The 15827-nt window shown below is 63.3% G+C and carries 13 protein-coding genes; 11 read left to right on the top strand and 2 right to left on the bottom strand.

Annotation, left to right across the window (positions count from 1 at the left end):
* The first annotated feature begins 11 nt into the window (after positions 1-11).
* From ACSU1L_RS04810 to ACSU1L_RS04795, 4 genes are all read left to right on the top strand, one after another.
* Positions 12-2498: an FG-GAP repeat domain-containing protein gene (locus ACSU1L_RS04810; RefSeq protein ID WP_439254887.1), complete on the top strand. Its 2487-nt coding sequence runs from the start codon at positions 12-14 to the stop codon at positions 2496-2498.
* A 96-nt stretch (positions 2499-2594) separates the two neighbouring features.
* On the top strand, positions 2595-3533 hold the full coding sequence (locus ACSU1L_RS04805; RefSeq protein ID WP_439254886.1) for an ABC transporter permease: 939 nt from the start codon (positions 2595-2597) through the stop codon (positions 3531-3533).
* Positions 3530-4267 (top strand): ABC transporter ATP-binding protein, encoded by a 738-nt coding sequence (locus ACSU1L_RS04800; RefSeq protein ID WP_438253488.1) that lies wholly within the window; start codon positions 3530-3532, stop codon positions 4265-4267. Before ACSU1L_RS04805 ends, ACSU1L_RS04800 begins: the two co-directional genes overlap by 4 nt.
* Positions 4264-6195, top strand: a complete 1932-nt coding sequence (locus ACSU1L_RS04795; protein WP_439254885.1) for a DUF6541 family protein — start codon at positions 4264-4266, stop codon at positions 6193-6195. The genes ACSU1L_RS04800 and ACSU1L_RS04795 overlap by 4 nt, the downstream gene beginning before the upstream one ends.
* Here ACSU1L_RS04795 and ACSU1L_RS04790 read toward each other — a convergent pair.
* The gene (locus tag ACSU1L_RS04790; protein WP_438253490.1) at positions 6189-6542 is read right to left on the bottom strand and encodes a DUF2304 domain-containing protein; all 354 of its coding nucleotides are present in this window, start codon (positions 6540-6542) and stop codon (positions 6189-6191) included. The two genes, ACSU1L_RS04795 and ACSU1L_RS04790, sit on opposite strands and share 7 nt — an antisense overlap.
* Positions 6543-6544: 2 nt before the next feature.
* Positions 6545-7243 carry a glycosyltransferase family 2 protein gene (locus ACSU1L_RS04785; RefSeq protein WP_439254884.1) on the bottom strand — a complete coding sequence of 233 codons (699 nt, stop codon included), beginning with the start codon at positions 7241-7243 and terminating at the stop codon, positions 6545-6547.
* Between the two features lie 67 nt (positions 7244-7310).
* Here ACSU1L_RS04785 and ACSU1L_RS04780 point away from each other — a divergent pair, with 67 nt between their 5' ends.
* The 7 genes from ACSU1L_RS04780 to ACSU1L_RS04750 all read left to right on the top strand — a co-directional run bounded on the left by ACSU1L_RS04780 (position 7311) and on the right by ACSU1L_RS04750 (position 15821).
* Entirely contained in the window at positions 7311-8495 is a 1185-nt protein-coding gene (locus ACSU1L_RS04780) for a glycosyltransferase family 4 protein (protein WP_439254883.1), read from the top strand.
* 80 nt (positions 8496-8575) lie between these two features.
* Positions 8576-9187 carry an acyltransferase gene (locus ACSU1L_RS04775; RefSeq protein WP_438253493.1) on the top strand — a complete coding sequence of 204 codons (612 nt, stop codon included), beginning with the start codon at positions 8576-8578 and terminating at the stop codon, positions 9185-9187.
* Positions 9184-10281 carry a DegT/DnrJ/EryC1/StrS family aminotransferase gene (locus ACSU1L_RS04770; RefSeq protein WP_438253494.1) on the top strand — a complete coding sequence of 366 codons (1098 nt, stop codon included), beginning with the start codon at positions 9184-9186 and terminating at the stop codon, positions 10279-10281. Before ACSU1L_RS04775 ends, ACSU1L_RS04770 begins: the two co-directional genes overlap by 4 nt.
* The gene (locus tag ACSU1L_RS04765) at positions 10278-11264 is read left to right on the top strand and encodes a Gfo/Idh/MocA family oxidoreductase (protein ID WP_438253705.1); all 987 of its coding nucleotides are present in this window, start codon (positions 10278-10280) and stop codon (positions 11262-11264) included. Before ACSU1L_RS04770 ends, ACSU1L_RS04765 begins: the two co-directional genes overlap by 4 nt.
* Positions 11248-12705, top strand: a complete 1458-nt coding sequence (locus ACSU1L_RS04760) for a glycosyltransferase family 4 protein (RefSeq protein WP_439254882.1) — start codon at positions 11248-11250, stop codon at positions 12703-12705. Before ACSU1L_RS04765 ends, ACSU1L_RS04760 begins: the two co-directional genes overlap by 17 nt.
* Entirely contained in the window at positions 12702-13889 is a 1188-nt protein-coding gene (locus ACSU1L_RS04755; protein WP_439254881.1) for a glycosyltransferase, read from the top strand. Before ACSU1L_RS04760 ends, ACSU1L_RS04755 begins: the two co-directional genes overlap by 4 nt.
* Positions 13890-14033: 144 nt before the next feature.
* Positions 14034-15821, top strand: coding sequence for an ABC transporter ATP-binding protein (locus tag ACSU1L_RS04750; RefSeq protein WP_439254880.1), 1788 nt, complete (start codon positions 14034-14036; stop codon positions 15819-15821).
* Positions 15822-15827: the final 6 nt, after the last annotated feature.

The following is a 15827-nucleotide window of genomic DNA, read 5'->3' as shown; positions in this document are numbered from 1 at the left end:
ACACTGGTCACATGTCTCGACGCGCCCTTCGCTCTCGAAACGTGCTCCGGATCACCCGCTTCCTCACCGTCCTCGTCGCTGTCACCGCCGTCGTGGTCGGCACTGTGGCGCCGGTGTCGGTTGCGACAGCATCCGCTTCACAGAGCACGCCGACCAGTCTCTCCCGCACGTCGGTCGACGCGACCCAGCTCCGCGTCGTCAAAACGACCCTCGATGGGTTCACGCCGGGCAACCTCATCAGCGATGCCGTGTTCACGAACAAGAACACGATGACCGAGGCGCAGATCCAGAGCTTCTTCAAAGGCAAAGTGGCGAACTGCCGCTCCGGGTACACCTGCCTGAAGGACTTCAAGATCAACTCGGTGACGCGTCCTGCTGACGCGTACTGCAAGGGCTACAAGGGGCAGAACAACGAGAGTGCGGCCCGCATCATCTACCGCGTCTCGCAGAGCTGCAACATCAATCCGCATGTGCTGATCGTGATGCTCCAGAAGGAGCAGGGGCTGATCACCCACACCTGGCCCAGCCAGTGGCGCTATGACATGGCGCTCGGACAGGGATGCCCGGACACCGCGCCTTGCGATCCGAACTTTGTCGGCTTCTTCCACCAGATCTACGGCGCGGCCCGCCAGATGCAGATCTACATGGAGGGCAAGTGGTTCCAGTGGTATGCGCCGGGCAAGACCTGGAACATCCAGTACCACCCGAATCGCGCCTGCGGAACGTCGCCGGTCTATATCGCCAATAAGGCGACCGCTGCGCTGTACTACTACACGCCCTACCAGCCCAACGCCGCGGCTTTGAAGGCCGGACGCGGCACCGGTGACTCGTGCTCGAGCTACGGCAACCGCAACTTCTACAACTTTTTCACCGACTGGTTCGGCTCGACGCAGACCATCACGAAGCCCAAGCCGAAACCGACTCCGAAGCCGGAAACCCCGAAGCCGAATCCGGCGACCAAGGTCACGTCGATGGATACGAACCCGTTGGCGATCGCGCTCGGGTCAAACGGCACGGCATGGGCATACCCCTACGCAAAGGGTAAATGGGGTGCGAAGACGCAGATCGCGACCGGTCTGAACGGCATCAAGAAGCTCATCGGCATCGCTGACCTCGATGGCGATGGTCATCGCGACCTGCTTGCTGTGACCAAGTCCGGACAGTTCTCCGTGCTCTACGGAAACGGATCGACCACTTACGGCAAGCCGGTTTCTCTCTCCGGCGTCGGAAACGGTGCGCGTCTCACGACCGGCGCCGGCGATTTCGACGGCGATGGCGTTCCCGACTTCTTCACCACGAACTCTGCGCACGATCTCTTGCTCTGGCGCGGGAACGGCTTCGGATCATTCCACGCTCCGATCAAGGTCGGCCGCGGCTGGGGCGCGATGAACATGATCAGCGGCGGCGCTGATCTGTCGGGTGACGGCAAAGTTGATCTCGTCGCACGCGACAAGAACGGCCGGCTATGGCTGTACCTGGGCAACGGCTCGGGTGGATGGAGCGGCAGCTTCCAGATCGGCCACGGCTGGGGATCCTTCGGCGACATCATCAACATCGGCGATTTCACTGGCGATGGCAAGGGCGATCTGATCGGCATCGCAGCCAACGGCGACAGCCTGCTCTACCGGGGCGCTGGCGGTGGCAAGCTGGGCGCATCCTCCAAGGTCGGAAACGGGTGGGGCTCGCTCGCCATCGCACCAGGCGGCAGCGCGGTGAAATCCGAGCGCGTTCTTCCCAGCGGAGTCGGCAACCTCGACGGCGCGGGAGGCAACGACGTCATCGCCGTGTCAGGAGCGAGCCAGCTTCTTCTGTACCCCGGCACCGGTCGAGGCGGCTGGGGCGCCAAGAAAGTACTTGGAACTGGTGGGTGGAAGGCAGAAGACCGGATGTTCCCGGTCGGAGACTTCAACGGCGATGGCATCGTCGATCTTGCCCGCGTCGACGGAAGCGGGAACTTCCGACTGCTACGCGGAAAATGGGGAGGCACCTTCCAACAGTCGATCGTGATCGGCCAGGGGTGGTCATCCATGACGATCATCGCCGCCGGGATCGATTATGACGGGGATCACCATCCCGACGTCCTCGCGAAGGCGAAGAACGGCGATCTACTGCTGTACCGGGGCAATGGAAGTGGTGGCTGGATCGGTGGTTCGACCAAAATCGGCCACGATTGGTCGAAGATCAATGCGGGCTTCTACGCCGGGGACTTCAACGGCGACGGCAATGGCGATGTCATCGCGCGTGCAACAGACGGCACGCTGTGGATCTATCCCACCAACGGCGCTGGCGGGTGGGGCGCTGCCCGGCAGATCGGTCATGGCTGGAGCAACATGACTGGCATCTTCAGCCCTGGTGACTTCGATGGAAACGGCAAGGTTGATGTGCTGGCGCGCACGAAGGACGGTCTGCTCTATCTCTACCGAGGAAACGGTTCCGGCGGCTGGTTGTCCAGCGCCCAGATCGGCAATGGGTGGAACGGCATCCGTTCGATGGGGTGATTGCGTTGACAGTTCGCTGTCGGCGTCGTCACGGCATCGTGGCGTAAGCTAATCGAGTTTGTGATGACGGCTGTCATCCCCGAGTGAGCAGGGCCAGTGACTGATACCCGAGATCTTTTCGCCGACGTCCCGCGTTCCGAGTTCGAAACCCCCGGCAAGAGCCGCGGGCTGATCGATATCGTGCGCTGGCGCTATTTGCTGAGCCTGCTCGTGCGCACGGGTGTGACGACACGCTACCGAAACTCCGTGCTGGGGTGGACCTGGTCGTACGTGCGACCGGCCGCCCAGTTCCTGGTGTTCTGGGTCGTCCTCGGCATCTTCATGAACCTTGACCGCAACATCCCGAACTACGCGGTCTACCTGTTCTCCGGCATCGTCGTGATCAACCTGTTCTCGGAGGGGTTCAAGAACGCGACGACGTCGATCGTCGGCAATGCGCCCTTGGTGCGCAAGGTCTTCCTGCCCCGCCAGCTGTTCGCTGTCTCCGCGGTCATCGTCTCGTTCGTGCACTTCCTGCCGCAGGTCGGTCTCCTTCTGATCGTGTGCCTGCTCATGGGTTGGGTCATGCACTTCTCGGTGCTGGCGATCCTGGCGATGCTCGCGGCCATGATCATCGTGATGCTGTTCTCGCTGGGACTCGGGCTGCTGTTCGGCGCGATCAACGTCCGCTACCGCGATGCGGAAAACATCGTCGAGCTGATGCTGCTGCTCGCCACCTGGACGTCGCCCGTGTTGTACTCCTGGACGATGGTGCAGGATGCTGTCGTCGGCAAGCTGCACTGGCCGTCGTGGCTGGTGGATATCTACATGCTGAACCCGATCACGCAGAGTGTGGAGCTGTTCCACTACGCCTTCTGGCGTCCTGCCACCGAGGGCATCGTCGCCGCAGCGGATTACTCCGGGTTCCAGATGATGGATCTGCCTCCCGGCCTGGCCTGGAACACCCTGTGGACGTTCCTCATCGCGCTGGGAACACTTCTGCTCGGCCAGCTGGTGTTCCGTCGCCTCGAAGGAAGATTTGCACAGGACCTATGAGCGAGCAGATGACGACCAAGCCCAGCATCATCATCGATGGTGTCAAGAAGCGCTTCACACTGAACCACGCCTTCTCGCTGAAGGACACGGTGGTCTCGTGGATCAAGCGACGCCAGCTCACCAGCCAGTTCGAAGCTCTCAAGGGCGTCGACCTGGTGATCGGCCAGGGGGAGTCTGTGGCCATCCTGGGTCTGAACGGCTCGGGGAAATCGACGCTCCTCAAACTGGTCTCCGGCGTCATGGAGCCGGATGACGGTCAGGTACTCACCCGTGGTCGCGTCGCCGGTCTGATCGAAGTCGGTGCAGGGTTTCACCCTGAGCTCTCCGGACGCGAGAACGTGTTCTTGAACGCTGCGATCCTCGGCATGCAGAAGCATGAGATCGAGGCGCGCTATGACGAGATCGTCGCGTTCAGCGAGATCGAGCAGTTCATCGATCAGGAGGTCAAGCACTACTCCTCGGGTATGTTCATGCGCCTGGCCTTCTCGGTCGCGATCCATGTCGAGCTCGATGTGCTGCTCGTGGATGAGATCCTCTCCGTTGGCGATGCACCCTTCCGCGAGAAATGCCGCCTGAAGTTCGAAGAGCTCATCGATCGAGGCAAGACTCTGGTGGTCGTCAGTCACGACATGGAGATGGTGCGCGACCTGTGCGGTCGAGGCGTGGTGATCAATAAGGGCGAGGTCATCTACGACGGCGAGATTGAAGGCGCCATCAAACTGGTGGACAAATGATCCTCGAGTGGCTCGGCGCCGCCCCCGTAATTCTGGCGGCGGTCCTCGTCGTTTTTCTGCCTGGCATGCTGTCATTGGCGGCGGCGGGAATGCGGGGCCTCGCGCTGGTGGCGTTCGCCCCGGTGATGACGACCGCAGTCGCCTCTCTTGCTGCGATCGCGCTCAGCCTCTTGGGCATCGCCTGGTCGGCGTGGAGTTTTGCGATCGTCATCGTGCTCATCACAGCCATCGCCTGGTTCGTAGGAAGGCTGCTTCCGCTTCGCGGTCAGCAGACGCAGGCATCGACACCGCATGCCTGGATGCTTCCGACAGGGCTGGCGATCGGCATGCTGATCAGCTTCAGCCGCATCGCGTTCTACATCTCTGACCCGGCCGCGATCTCACAGACCAACGACGCCGTGTTCCACTTGAACGCGCTGCGGTACGTCCAAGAAACCGGTTCCGCGTCGGCGTTTGATCTGAATGCCTTCATCGGCGCCTCGGGCTTCTATCCGGCCGCATGGCATGCGCTGGCCTCACAGGTGGCGCTCGTCACCGGCGCCGGCATCCCGGTGGTCGTCAACGCTGTGACTATTGTGATCGCGGCTGTGGTGTGGCCTCTGGGCATGGCGTGGCTCGCCCGAACTGTCAGCGGATCTACGACTGTCGCTGCTTACGCTGCGGTTCTCTCCAGCGCGATGCAGCTGTTCCCGCTGCTGCTCGTCCAATGGGGCGTGCTCTACCCCAACGCTCTTTCAGTGGCGCTCATTCCAGCATCCGTCGCTGTCGTCGTGTCGTTGCCATCGTGGTCGCGCGCAGCCAGACCCGCTGGCTCGATCGCGCAGGCAGGCATCTTCATCGCGATCGCACTGTGCGCGCTGGTGTTCGCGCAGACCTCGTCAGTGCTCGTTTTCGGGCTGATCAGCATGATCTGGTTCAGCTGGTGGATGTTGGCGCAAACGAACCGGTCCATGCTTGTGCGCTGGATCGCCGTGATCGCAGGATGGCTGGTACTTGCCGCTGTCTGGGTCGCCTTCTCACGGAGCACAGGAGGATCGCACTGGCCACCTTTCCGGGGCAAATTCGAGGTCTGGTTCGACATCGTCTTCAACAGTCAGTTGCGCATCCCTGCCGCCTGGGGGATCAGCGTGTTGATGCTCATCGGGCTGGTGGTAGTGGCGCTCCGCGCACGCCAGCGATGGCTGGTTGCTGCATGGCTGGCACTATCCGCGCTCTACGTGCTCGCAGCAACTTTCGGAATCGCCATTGTGCGGGATGGGCTTCTGGGGCCCTGGTATGCCGACCCGTACCGCATCGCGGCGCTCGCGCCCATCGCGGTGATACCGCTGGCAGCCGTCGGCTTCGACGCGATCGTGCGCGCAGTCATCGGACGTGTGCGCAACAAGAAATCTTCGGCTACGGCAATCATTGCTGCGAGCTTGGCGATCCTCTCCCTGGCCACTGTCGTCGTCGTTGCGGTCCGTCCCGTCGGGATGCCCGATGTGATCATGAACAAGTTCGAGGAAGAGTCGCTCTACCGAGAATCCGCAACGAGCTATCTCAGCTTCGACGAACGCAAGCTGCTGGAGTCACTTGACCAGTTCGTCGATGATGATGCCACGGTGATCGGGAACCCGAGTACGGGACTTGCCTTCGGATACTTCCTCAGCGGGGTCGACGTCTTCCCGCGTACGTGGTCACCGCCGATGACGGCTCAGTGGCAGCAAATCGCCACAGGCCTGCGTGACGTTGCCGCAGACCCCGCGATCTGCGAGGCACTGGCGGCGTACTCGAACCCGGAGTACGTTCTTGATTTCGGCCTCGGCGAGACCTATGCGGGTCGCTACGAGGTGCCGGGCATGACTGGTTTTGCAGGCCAGGAAGGCTTCGAACTCATCACCGAGGTCGGTGATGCGTCGCTATGGCGCATCACCGCATGCAGTCACTGACCTTTCATGCTGTTGCGCTCGTCGGCTTCGGCCTCGAGCAGCGCGATCTTGCGCGCCAGCAGGGTGAGCTGGCGCTGCAGCACGGCATTGCGGCGGAACTGCGTGTAGACGAACGCGAGAAAGACGATGACAAGACTGTAGAGCACGAGGTCCGTGCCTCGTCCGACGCCGATCAGCTGTGCGAGCCAGGTGATCCACTGCGGGAACAGTACTGACAGCACTGCGCCGAGGACGAAGAATCCCATCAACAGTCGCCGGATTGCAAGATGGCTGTCTGCGCCGGTGCGACGCATCATGAACACGGCGAGCACGATAATCGCCGCGATGAGCAGAATCTGGATCCACATGATCACTTCACCACCAGGTCGACGAGGATGTTGACGGCATTGAGCACGCTCTGCCCCTTGGCTTTGGAATAGTCGGTGTAGAGCAGTTCGACCGGATATTCGCGCCAGGGGAGCTTCGTGCGCCCCAACTCCAGCACGATCTCAGTCGCGTGTGCCATTCGATCCTGCTTCAACTCGATGAGCCCCGCTGCATCGCTTCGCATGACCCGCAGTCCGTTGTGTGCATCGGTGAGCTTCAGGCTGGTCGTCATATTCGACACCCAGACTGCGGTCTTCAGCACGATTCGCTTGACGAGTCCTGGATCGGTGCGGTCGTCGAGGAAGCGTGACCCGAAGATGATGGCGAGGTCCTCATCACGGGCGAGCGCGACCATCGCGAGGGCATCCTCGATGCGGTGCTGGCCGTCTGCGTCGAAAGTCACGATGTATTCGCAAGACGGATGCGAGAGCGCGTAGGTGATTCCGGTCTGCAGCGAGGCCCCCTGGCCGAGATTGACCGGATGCTGCACGACCGCTGCTCCGGCACGCCGAGCGACGTCGGCCGAGCCGTCAGTCGAACCGTCATCGACGCAGACGACATGAACGAAGTGCTCGAGCAGATTCTCGATGACACCGCCGACGACAGAAGCCTCGTTGTACAACGGGATGACGACCCAAGCATTCGGATCCGGGGCGGAGGATGCCGGGTAGCGCAAAGACATGAAACCATTGTGTCAGGTGTCGGCCTCATGCTTGCTCGGAAGCCCGACCGATCAGATCTGGAGACTCATGCGCGAACGACGCCCGACAGTGGCGATCACGACCCGGCTCTACCTGCCGGAAGTGACGGCGGCGAGCTTCCGGATGCACGCACTCGCCGACTCACTGTGTTCGGATCACGATGTGACCGTGCTAACCAGCCGGCCGCCGACCGGGATCGCTGACTCAGGCATGCTCCACGACTCGCCGGTGACAGTGCACAGAGCTCCGGTGCTGCGTGATCGCACGGGGGCGATCCGCGGCTACGTGCAGTACATGTCGTTCGACATTCCTGCCTTCTTCCGCGTGCTGGCCACCCGCGCTGACGTCATCGTCGCCGAAGCGCCGCCCACGACAGGCTTGATCTGTCTCGTGGCGAGCTGGTTCAAGCGCAAGCCGCTGGTGTACTACCCGGGTGATGTCTGGACCGATGGGGTGATCGCGATGGGCGCCGCGAAGCCGGTGATCGCCGTGATGCGCTGGCTGGAGACGCGGGTCCTGCGCGGCGCGCGGAGCATCCTGTCGGTGTCCGCCGAGGTGACCGAGCGACTGACAGCGCTGGGCGCAGATCCGTCTCGGATCCTTGAGGTCGGCAATGGGATCGATACCCGGGTCTTCAACGCCGCTGTCGAACCGCAGCGAACCGAGCGGCCGTACTTCGTGTACACGGGCACGATGTCGGAATGGCAGCAGCCTGACATCTTCATTCGCGCGCTCGCGAACCTCGAATTCGATGTCGACATCCGCTTCTTCGGCCAGGGGGCGGCTGAAGCACAGCTGCGGGAGTTGGCGGCACAGATTGCTCCGGGGCGCGTGTACTTCGGTGGCGTTGTAAGCCCAGCCGAGTCCGCGAGCTGGATTCGCGGTGCGGTCGGGGCGCTGGTGAGCATCGTGCCCGGTATTGGTTACGACTTCGCCCGGCCAACCAAGACGTATGCCGCCGGAGCGTGCGGAACTCCCGTGCTCTTCGCCGGGGCGGAGACAGGCGGACAGGTCGTGCGAGACGGCGACCTGGGCGAAGCTGTTGGGTTTGAAGCGCAAGAGGTGGCTGCAGCGATGACGCGTCTGCACCAGGAAGCGCAGAATGGCCGAACCGATCAGCGTCGCCACGCGCGTTCTGAATGGATCACGCAGCACTATTCGCTGGCAGCAGCGGGCGAGAGAGCCGCTGACGGTGTGCGAAGCGCCCTGATCGCGACAGCCCGCACCCACTGAGCGGTGATTCAGAGACCCAGCGATAGACTGGGTGACCGTCGAACATCCGCGATGTGCGGTGTCGGCACAAGGAGCGCCCTGTGACCAACTCTTCCCGCGTGCGGATCGTCGAATCCGCTGACGTCTCGCCTGACGCATCGATTGGCGATGGGTCATCGATCTGGCACCTTGCGCAGGTTCGCGAGCAGGCACAGCTGGGCAAGAATTGCATTATCGGTCGCGGCGCCTACGTCGGCACCGGTGTGGTCATGGGCGATAACTGCAAGGTTCAGAACTACGCGCTCGTGTACGAACCAGCGAAGCTGGGCGACGGCGTTTTCATCGGGCCGGCCGTGGTGCTGACCAACGACACCTACCCGCGGGCCATCAACGCTGACGGTTCGCAGAAGAGCGCGCACGACTGGGAGCCGGTCGGCGTGACGATCAACCGCGGCGCCGCGATCGGTGCGCGTGCGACATGCGTCGCCCCGGTTACGATCGGCGAGTGGGCCACAGTCGCCGCGGGCGCGGTCGTGGTGAAAGATGTCCCAGCGTTCGCTCTTGTCGCCGGTGTTCCGGCGCGGCGCATCGGTTGGGTGAGTGAAGCCGGTGTGCCATTGACCGCCGGTGACGCAGACGGGGTGTGGGTGTGCCCGACCAGCGGCGCACGCTACATCGAGACTGACGGAATTTTGATCAAGGAGATCCTGTGAGCGAGTTCATTCCCCCGGCGAAGCCGATCATCGGCGACGAGGAGCGTGCGGCTGTCGACCGCGTCATGCGCAGCGGCATGGTCGCGCAGGGCCCCGAGGTCGCGGCCTTCGAGCAGGAGTTCTCGGAACACTTCGTACCCGGGCGGGTATCGGTCGCCGTGAACTCCGGCACAGCCGGGCTGCACCTCGGTCTGCTGGCCGCTGGCGTCGGCGCCGGCGATGAGGTCATTGTTCCCTCGTTCACGTTCGCGGCGACGGGGAACTCGGTAGCGCTGACCGGCGCCACCCCCGTGTTCGTCGACATTGAACCGGAGACGTTCTCCCTCGACCCTGAAGCTGTGGCTGCGGCCATTACGCCGAAGACTCGGGGGATCATGCCGGTGCATTTGTATGGTCACCCGGCGCGGATGCGTGAGCTGGAAGTTCTCGCGGCTGCTCGTGGCGTTGATCTGTATGAGGATGCAGCTCAAGCTCATGGCGCATCGTTGGACGGGCGTCCAGTGGGCTCATTCGGGAAGTTCGCAATGTTCAGTCTGTACCCGACGAAGAACATGACCAGCGGTGAGGGCGGCATGATCACCGCTGCTAATGAAGAGATCGCCCGTCGTGCCCGTCTACTGCGAAACCAGGGCATGGAGCGTCAGTACGAGAACGAGATCATCGGGTTCAACGCGCGGATGACGGACATTCACGCGGCAATCGGGCGTGTGCAACTGACCAAGGTCAATGCGTGGACGAAGACCCGCCAGCAGAACGCAGCCTTCCTCGACGCGAACCTGCAGGGCGTTGTCGTGCCGCGGGTTGTCGACGGCGCCGTGCACGTTTATCACCAGTACACGATCCGTGTCCCCGAAGACCGCGACGGTTTCGTCGCTGCGCTCAAGAGCGAGCACAACGTCGGCGCCGGTGTCTACTACCCGATTCCCAACCACCGCCTACCGTCACTGGCACCGTATGCGCCGGGCCTGGAGCTGCCCGAGACGGAGCGGGCCGCTCGACAGGTCGCGTCGTTGCCGGTGCATCCGTCGCTCAGTCAGTCCGATCTGGAGCGCATTGTCGCTGCCGTCAACACCGTGGCGAAGGCGGGCGCCTGATGGGTCTGCGCGCAGGTCTCCTCGGCGTCGGGATGATGGGACGTCACCACGCTCGGGTGCTGCGCGAGGTTGATGGCATCGACCTCGTCGCGATCGCCGACCCGGGCGGCGACCCGCATGGGGTCGCCGGTGACCTGGAGGTGCTGCCCGATATCGAAGCGCTGATCGCTGCCGGTATTGACATCGCCGTGGTGGCTGTCCCGACGCGTTTCCACGAGGATGCAGCGTTGAAACTCGCTGCTGCCGGTGTGCACACGCTCGTGGAGAAGCCGATCGCCCATACGCTCGAGGCCGGCCAGCGCATGGTCGACGCCTTCGCCGCGGCAGGCCTCGTCGGTGCCGTCGGGCACATCGAGCGCTTCAACCCTGCACTGCAGGAGTTGCGCCGCCGGATCGAGGCGGGGGAGCTCGGAGCGGTTTACCAGGTAGCGACGCGTCGGCAGGGGCCGTTCCCGTCGCGCATTGCCGACGTCGGAGTCGCCAAAGACCTGGCGTCGCACGATGTCGATCTCACAGCCTGGGTCGTGCAGAGCGACTACGAGCGCATCTTCGCGCAGACCGCGTTCAAGAGCGGGCGCGAGCACGAAGACATGATCACGATCACCGGGCGCACGGCATCCGGTGTCATCGTAAACAACATCGTCAACTGGCTCAGCCCCATGAAGGAACGACTCACCGTCGTCACGGGGGAGAAGGGCGCGTTCGTCGCCGACACCTCCACCGGGGATCTCACCTTCTACGCCAACGGAACGATCCCACTGGAGTGGGAGTCCGTTTCCAGTTTCCGTGGTGTCTCTGAAGGGGACGTCACCCGGTACGCGTTCGCCAAGCGCGAGCCGCTGCGGGTCGAACACGAGGCGTTCCGTGATGCGGTGCTCGGCAAAGACACCGATATCGTCACGATGGCGCAGGGCCAGCGTACGCTCGCTGTCGTCGAAGGCGCACTCGAATCCGCGCGTACCGGAGATGCGGTTGCGCTCTGACTCCGAGCCGACGATGACTGCGGCGCGCTACGAGCCTCGCGACGGCTTAGCGCCCCGGGTTGCCTTCGTCGTCTACAACGACGTCCACCGCGATGCCCGCGTCATGCGGATAGCGAAGGCGTCCGCGGACGCCGGGGCGCGGGTGCGCGTGTTCGCATTCGGTGGTGCTCGGGTGAGCCGGTACCCGACCGGTGTGACGGGCCACGAAGACGGCTTCGAGATCGAACGTGTACCGATTCGATCGATAGGCCACATGCTGGTCGATGCTGGCCGCGTCGCGCGGCGAGTACTCCGCCGGTCGGCCCCGATCGGCGACGCATCGGAGCCATCTGGTGCTTTCGCATCGGTATCGCCCGTTCCGGTATCGCCCGTCTCGGCTCCCGAAGGTGCCGCTGCTGCGTTGCCGGCGACGCCGAGGGGCATCAAGGGATGGACCGTCAAGCAATGGCTCCGTGCCGATCGCACCGTGCGCCAGTTCTCCTTCTGGCACAGCGCGGGCCGCGCTGTGCGTGCCTGGAAACCTGACCTCGTGCATGTACACGACGCGAACACACTCCCCATCGCCACCCGCGCGGCACGCTCGCTCCGGATTCCGTTCGTCTATGACTCGCACGAGTTGTGGACGCATCGTAACGTGAGCGCCGATCGACCGTTGGCGAAACGGCTCGAAGGCCCGATGGAACGGCGCGGTGCGCGTCGAGCGGCCGGGGTGATCACCGTCTCACCGAGCATCGCCGAATGGCTGCAGCAACGTTATTCGCTGCGTGAGCGCCCGATTCTCGTGCGCAACATTCCTCCGCTCGGTGACCGGAAAATCGAACGGTCAGGTGGGCGCCTGCATGAGCTTGCAGGACTGGCGCACGACGTTCGCGTCATCGTGTACTGCGGTGGTATTACGTTCAACCGTGGTATCGAGCGTGTGATCGAGGCCATCCCGTGTCTACCCGACGACGTCCACTTTGTGCTGCTCGGTGAAGGCTCCGAGGTCTACGTAGCAGGACTGCGCAGCCTCGTGGATCGGGCGGGAGGGCACGGGCGAGTCCACTTCGTCGGAGCCGTTGCGCAATCCGAGGTTTCTCAGGCTCTCGCCGACGCCGATGTATCGATAGCACTGACTCAGCCGACCGTGTTGTCGTACGAGTATTCGCTGCCGAACAAACTGTTCGAGTCGATTCATGCAGGGATACCGATACTCGTCTCAAACACCCGCGATGCCGCGGCGCTGGTGAACGAATACGACCTCGGTGGCGTCATCGCTCCGGATGCATCCCCGGAAGTGCTCGCTGCCGCGCTCCTGGACGTGGCGACCTCGGCCGACCGGCATCGCGCGGCAGCGCTTGATGCTGCTCGCGACCTCACTTGGCAGCAAGAATCCGCTCGGCTTGTCGCACTTCACCGGCGGGTCTTGTCAGCGGACACGCGAAACGGGAGGACATCGTGAGTGCGGAGCCGAGTGCGCTTCGCCGGGCGGCTTGGCGTGCTCTTGGCGCTCTGCCTGAGGGTATCCAGCTGCGTGTGAATCCGCGGAAGTATGGCTTCGCTCCTGGCGATCGACCAAAGCCTCCGGTTGCCCCGGAGACACCGGTGCGCTTGTACGTGGCTCCAGTGAACTCGGCTGGCCAAGGGTACGCGTGGGCTCGCGCCGCGGAGCGGCTACCCGGCGTTGGTGCCGTCGACATGCAGCATCGTTCGGAGACCGGCTTCGGATTCGATGTTGACTACGAAGTGCCGACGACAGTATTCGTTCGGTCGGAAGCCTGGCAGCGCGCGCACTTCCGCGCCGTTTCGCGATCATTCACGCACGTGATGATGGAGTCGGTATGGCCGTTGTTCACATCGAGGTTCGACGGTGACGTCGAGCGCGAAGTCGCAGCGCTGCACGATGCCGGGGTCAGCGTCGCGGTGGTGGCCCACGGAAGTGACATCCGCCTGCCCGACCGGCATGCGGCTATCGATGAGTGGTCGCCCTTCCACGACGGGGTCTGGGCTTCGACGCCGAAGCTGCAGGAGCGCGCCGAGCAGAAGCATGAGGTGCTGAGACGTCTGGGCGTCCCGGTATTCGTATCCACGCCGGACCTGCTCGGCGACTGGCCAACGGCAACGGTGCTGCCTCTGGCAGTCGACACGGAGCGTTGGCGCAGCGACACCGTGCCACTCGAACGCGAGGTACCAGTGGTGGTGCACGCTCCGAGCAGGGCTGTTGTCAAGGGGACTGACCTGATCCGACCCCTGATGCGCTCGCTCGCTGACCGCGGTCTTATCGAATATCGAGAGTTCACGGGGGTAGCCTCCAGCGATATGCCGGCTCTGATTGGAGACGCCGATATCGTTCTGGAGCAGTTCCGCATCGGAACCTATTCGGTGGCTGCCGTCGAGGCGATGGCATCGGGCCGAGTGGTCATCGGCCACGTGCACGACCAGGTGCGCGAGCATGTCGTGGATCGTCACGGGGTCGAGTTGCCCGTCGTTCAGGCAACGCCGAAGACTTTGGAGTCCGTGGTGCTCGACATGCTCGAACGCCGTGAGTACTACCGGTCGGTCGCTGCCGCTGGCGCTGACTTCGCCCGAAAGGTGCACGACGGTCGTGTGTCTGCCGAGACTCTTCGCGGATTCCTGCTCGGATGACCGCCGGCAAGCATCTTCAGCCAGTCCTGGGCGGGGCTATGCGAGGATTGGATTTTGATCGCACGCTGACCCGGTGCCGTGCCGTCTACGCCAGGGCAGTAGATGCCGCTGTGCATTGCGATCATCCATGAGAAAGAAGCGACAGTGAAGGCAAACCTGCAGACATTCCGGCGGATCCTTCCGCTGCTGCCCGCTAAGGCACGTGCGTTCCTGTGGATCTATGTGGTGTTCTCCAGCGCACTCGCGGGGCTTGACATCGCTGCTCTCATGCTCCTCGCGGTCTCGCTCTCCGGAATGGTGAGCAACCAGCCGATCCAGCTTCCGGTGATCGGCACCATCGACCCCAGCGCCTTCATCTGGGTGCTGCTCGTGGTGTGCGGGCTCATCATCCTCAAATCCGTCATCGCTGTTTGGCTTCAGTGGGTGGCCACTCGGCGGTTCGCGTCGTACGAGCTCGAGATCGGCGATCGGTTGTTCGCCGCCTACATCAAGGCGCCCTGGACCGAGCGGCTGCGCCGTAATACGTCGCAGCTGATCAGGCTCGCCGATGTCGGCATCGCGAGCGTCGTTGGCGGATTCATGTTGCCAGTGCTCTCACTTCCCACCATGATCACAACGCTTATCGCTGTGGTGGCCGTGCTCGTCATCGCGCAGCCAGTGACCGCCGCAATCACGCTCGTTTATCTCGGTCTCATCGCGTGCATCCTGTATTTCCTCGTTGCACGCAAATCAATCGAGGCGGGGCGGGTCAACCGCACCTACTCGTTCAAGGTTGCGGGGCTCATGACTGACATGGTCAACGCGCTCAAGGAGATCACCCTTCGAAACAGCGCACCGACCGTGGCGGCGGCCGTGCATGACAACCGCATCCACACGACACGCGCTCGCTCCAACCTCAGCTTTCTCGGGCAGCTGCCCAAGTTCGTATTCGACGCCGCGCTCGTCGGAGGCTTCCTGCTGGTCGGCGGTGCCGCGTACCTCACCAGCGGTGGCAACATGGCAGCCGCATTCTCGTCTGTGGCGCTCTTCGGAGTCGCCGGCTACCGGCTCGTGCCGTCGCTCACTGGCTTCCAATCCGTGATGACCCAGACGCACGCCAACGTTCCGATTGTGAACGATGTGATTCGCGACATCGAGAAATCCGTTGAGTACGTCCACTACGCAGACACCGTCGGCAGGCGCCCCATCGAAGGGGAGCCGCGTGAACTCGTGCTCCAAGACGTGCGCTTTACCTACCCGCAGCGTGAGAACCCGGCGCTCGAGAAGATCGATCTCGTACTTCCCATGGGAACGACGCTCGGGATCGCGGGTTCGTCAGGCGCCGGGAAGACGACGCTGGTCGATCTCATCCTCGGGCTGCTGGTTCCCTCCGAGGGCAGCATTCGTCTAGACGGCGTAGACCTCGAGGAGGTCCTCATGGACTGGCGCTCGCGGGTCGGCTATGTCCCACAGGATGTGTCCTTGTTCGACGGCACTGTGGCACAGAACGTGGCGCTTACCTGGGCCGACGATGTCGACCGTGAAAAGGTGCGCGAAGCCCTCGAGCGTGCGCAACTGTGGGACACGATCTCACAGCGCCCTGGCGGCATCGATTCGCGCATCGGAGACCGCGGCATGGCGCTCTCAGGCGGACAACGGCAACGGCTCGGCATCGCACGCGCTTTGTACGGTGATCCGCTCGTGCTCGTGATGGACGAGGCTACCAGCGCCCTCGATACCAAGACCGAGTCCGACGTCGCCTTCGCTATCCGCAACCTGCGCGGACAGGTGACGATCGTCTCGGTGGCTCACCGGCTCTCGACTATTCGCGACAGCGATCAGGTTGTCTTCATGCGCGAGGGCACGATCGTCGCGCGCGGCACGTTCGACCAGGTTGTCGCCGAGGTCCCCGATTTCGCGACACAGGCGGCGCTGGCCGGCCTGGTCAAGTAGGGCGCG

Origin of the sequence: Microbacterium sp. A94 (assembly GCF_051842855.1) — a bacterium.
Lineage (GTDB): Bacteria > Actinomycetota > Actinomycetes > Actinomycetales > Microbacteriaceae > Microbacterium.
This window is presented reverse-complemented; position numbering and strand designations above follow the sequence as displayed.

Excerpts from the sequence above, each read along its gene's own strand:
- ACSU1L_RS04810 (WP_439254887.1), top strand. The coding sequence starts at position 12 with ATGTCTCGACGCGCCCTTCGCTCTCGAAACGTGCTCCGGATCACCCGC.
- ACSU1L_RS04800 (WP_438253488.1), top strand. The coding sequence starts at position 3,530 with ATGAGCGAGCAGATGACGACCAAGCCCAGCATCATCATCGATGGTGTC.
- ACSU1L_RS04795 (WP_439254885.1), top strand. The coding sequence starts at position 4,264 with ATGATCCTCGAGTGGCTCGGCGCCGCCCCCGTAATTCTGGCGGCGGTC.
- ACSU1L_RS04790 (WP_438253490.1), bottom strand. The coding sequence starts at position 6,542 with ATGTGGATCCAGATTCTGCTCATCGCGGCGATTATCGTGCTCGCCGTG.
- ACSU1L_RS04785 (WP_439254884.1), bottom strand. The coding sequence starts at position 7,243 with ATGTCTTTGCGCTACCCGGCATCCTCCGCCCCGGATCCGAATGCTTGG.
- ACSU1L_RS04780 (WP_439254883.1), top strand. The coding sequence starts at position 7,311 with ATGCGCGAACGACGCCCGACAGTGGCGATCACGACCCGGCTCTACCTG.
- ACSU1L_RS04760 (WP_439254882.1), top strand. The coding sequence starts at position 11,248 with ATGCGGTTGCGCTCTGACTCCGAGCCGACGATGACTGCGGCGCGCTAC.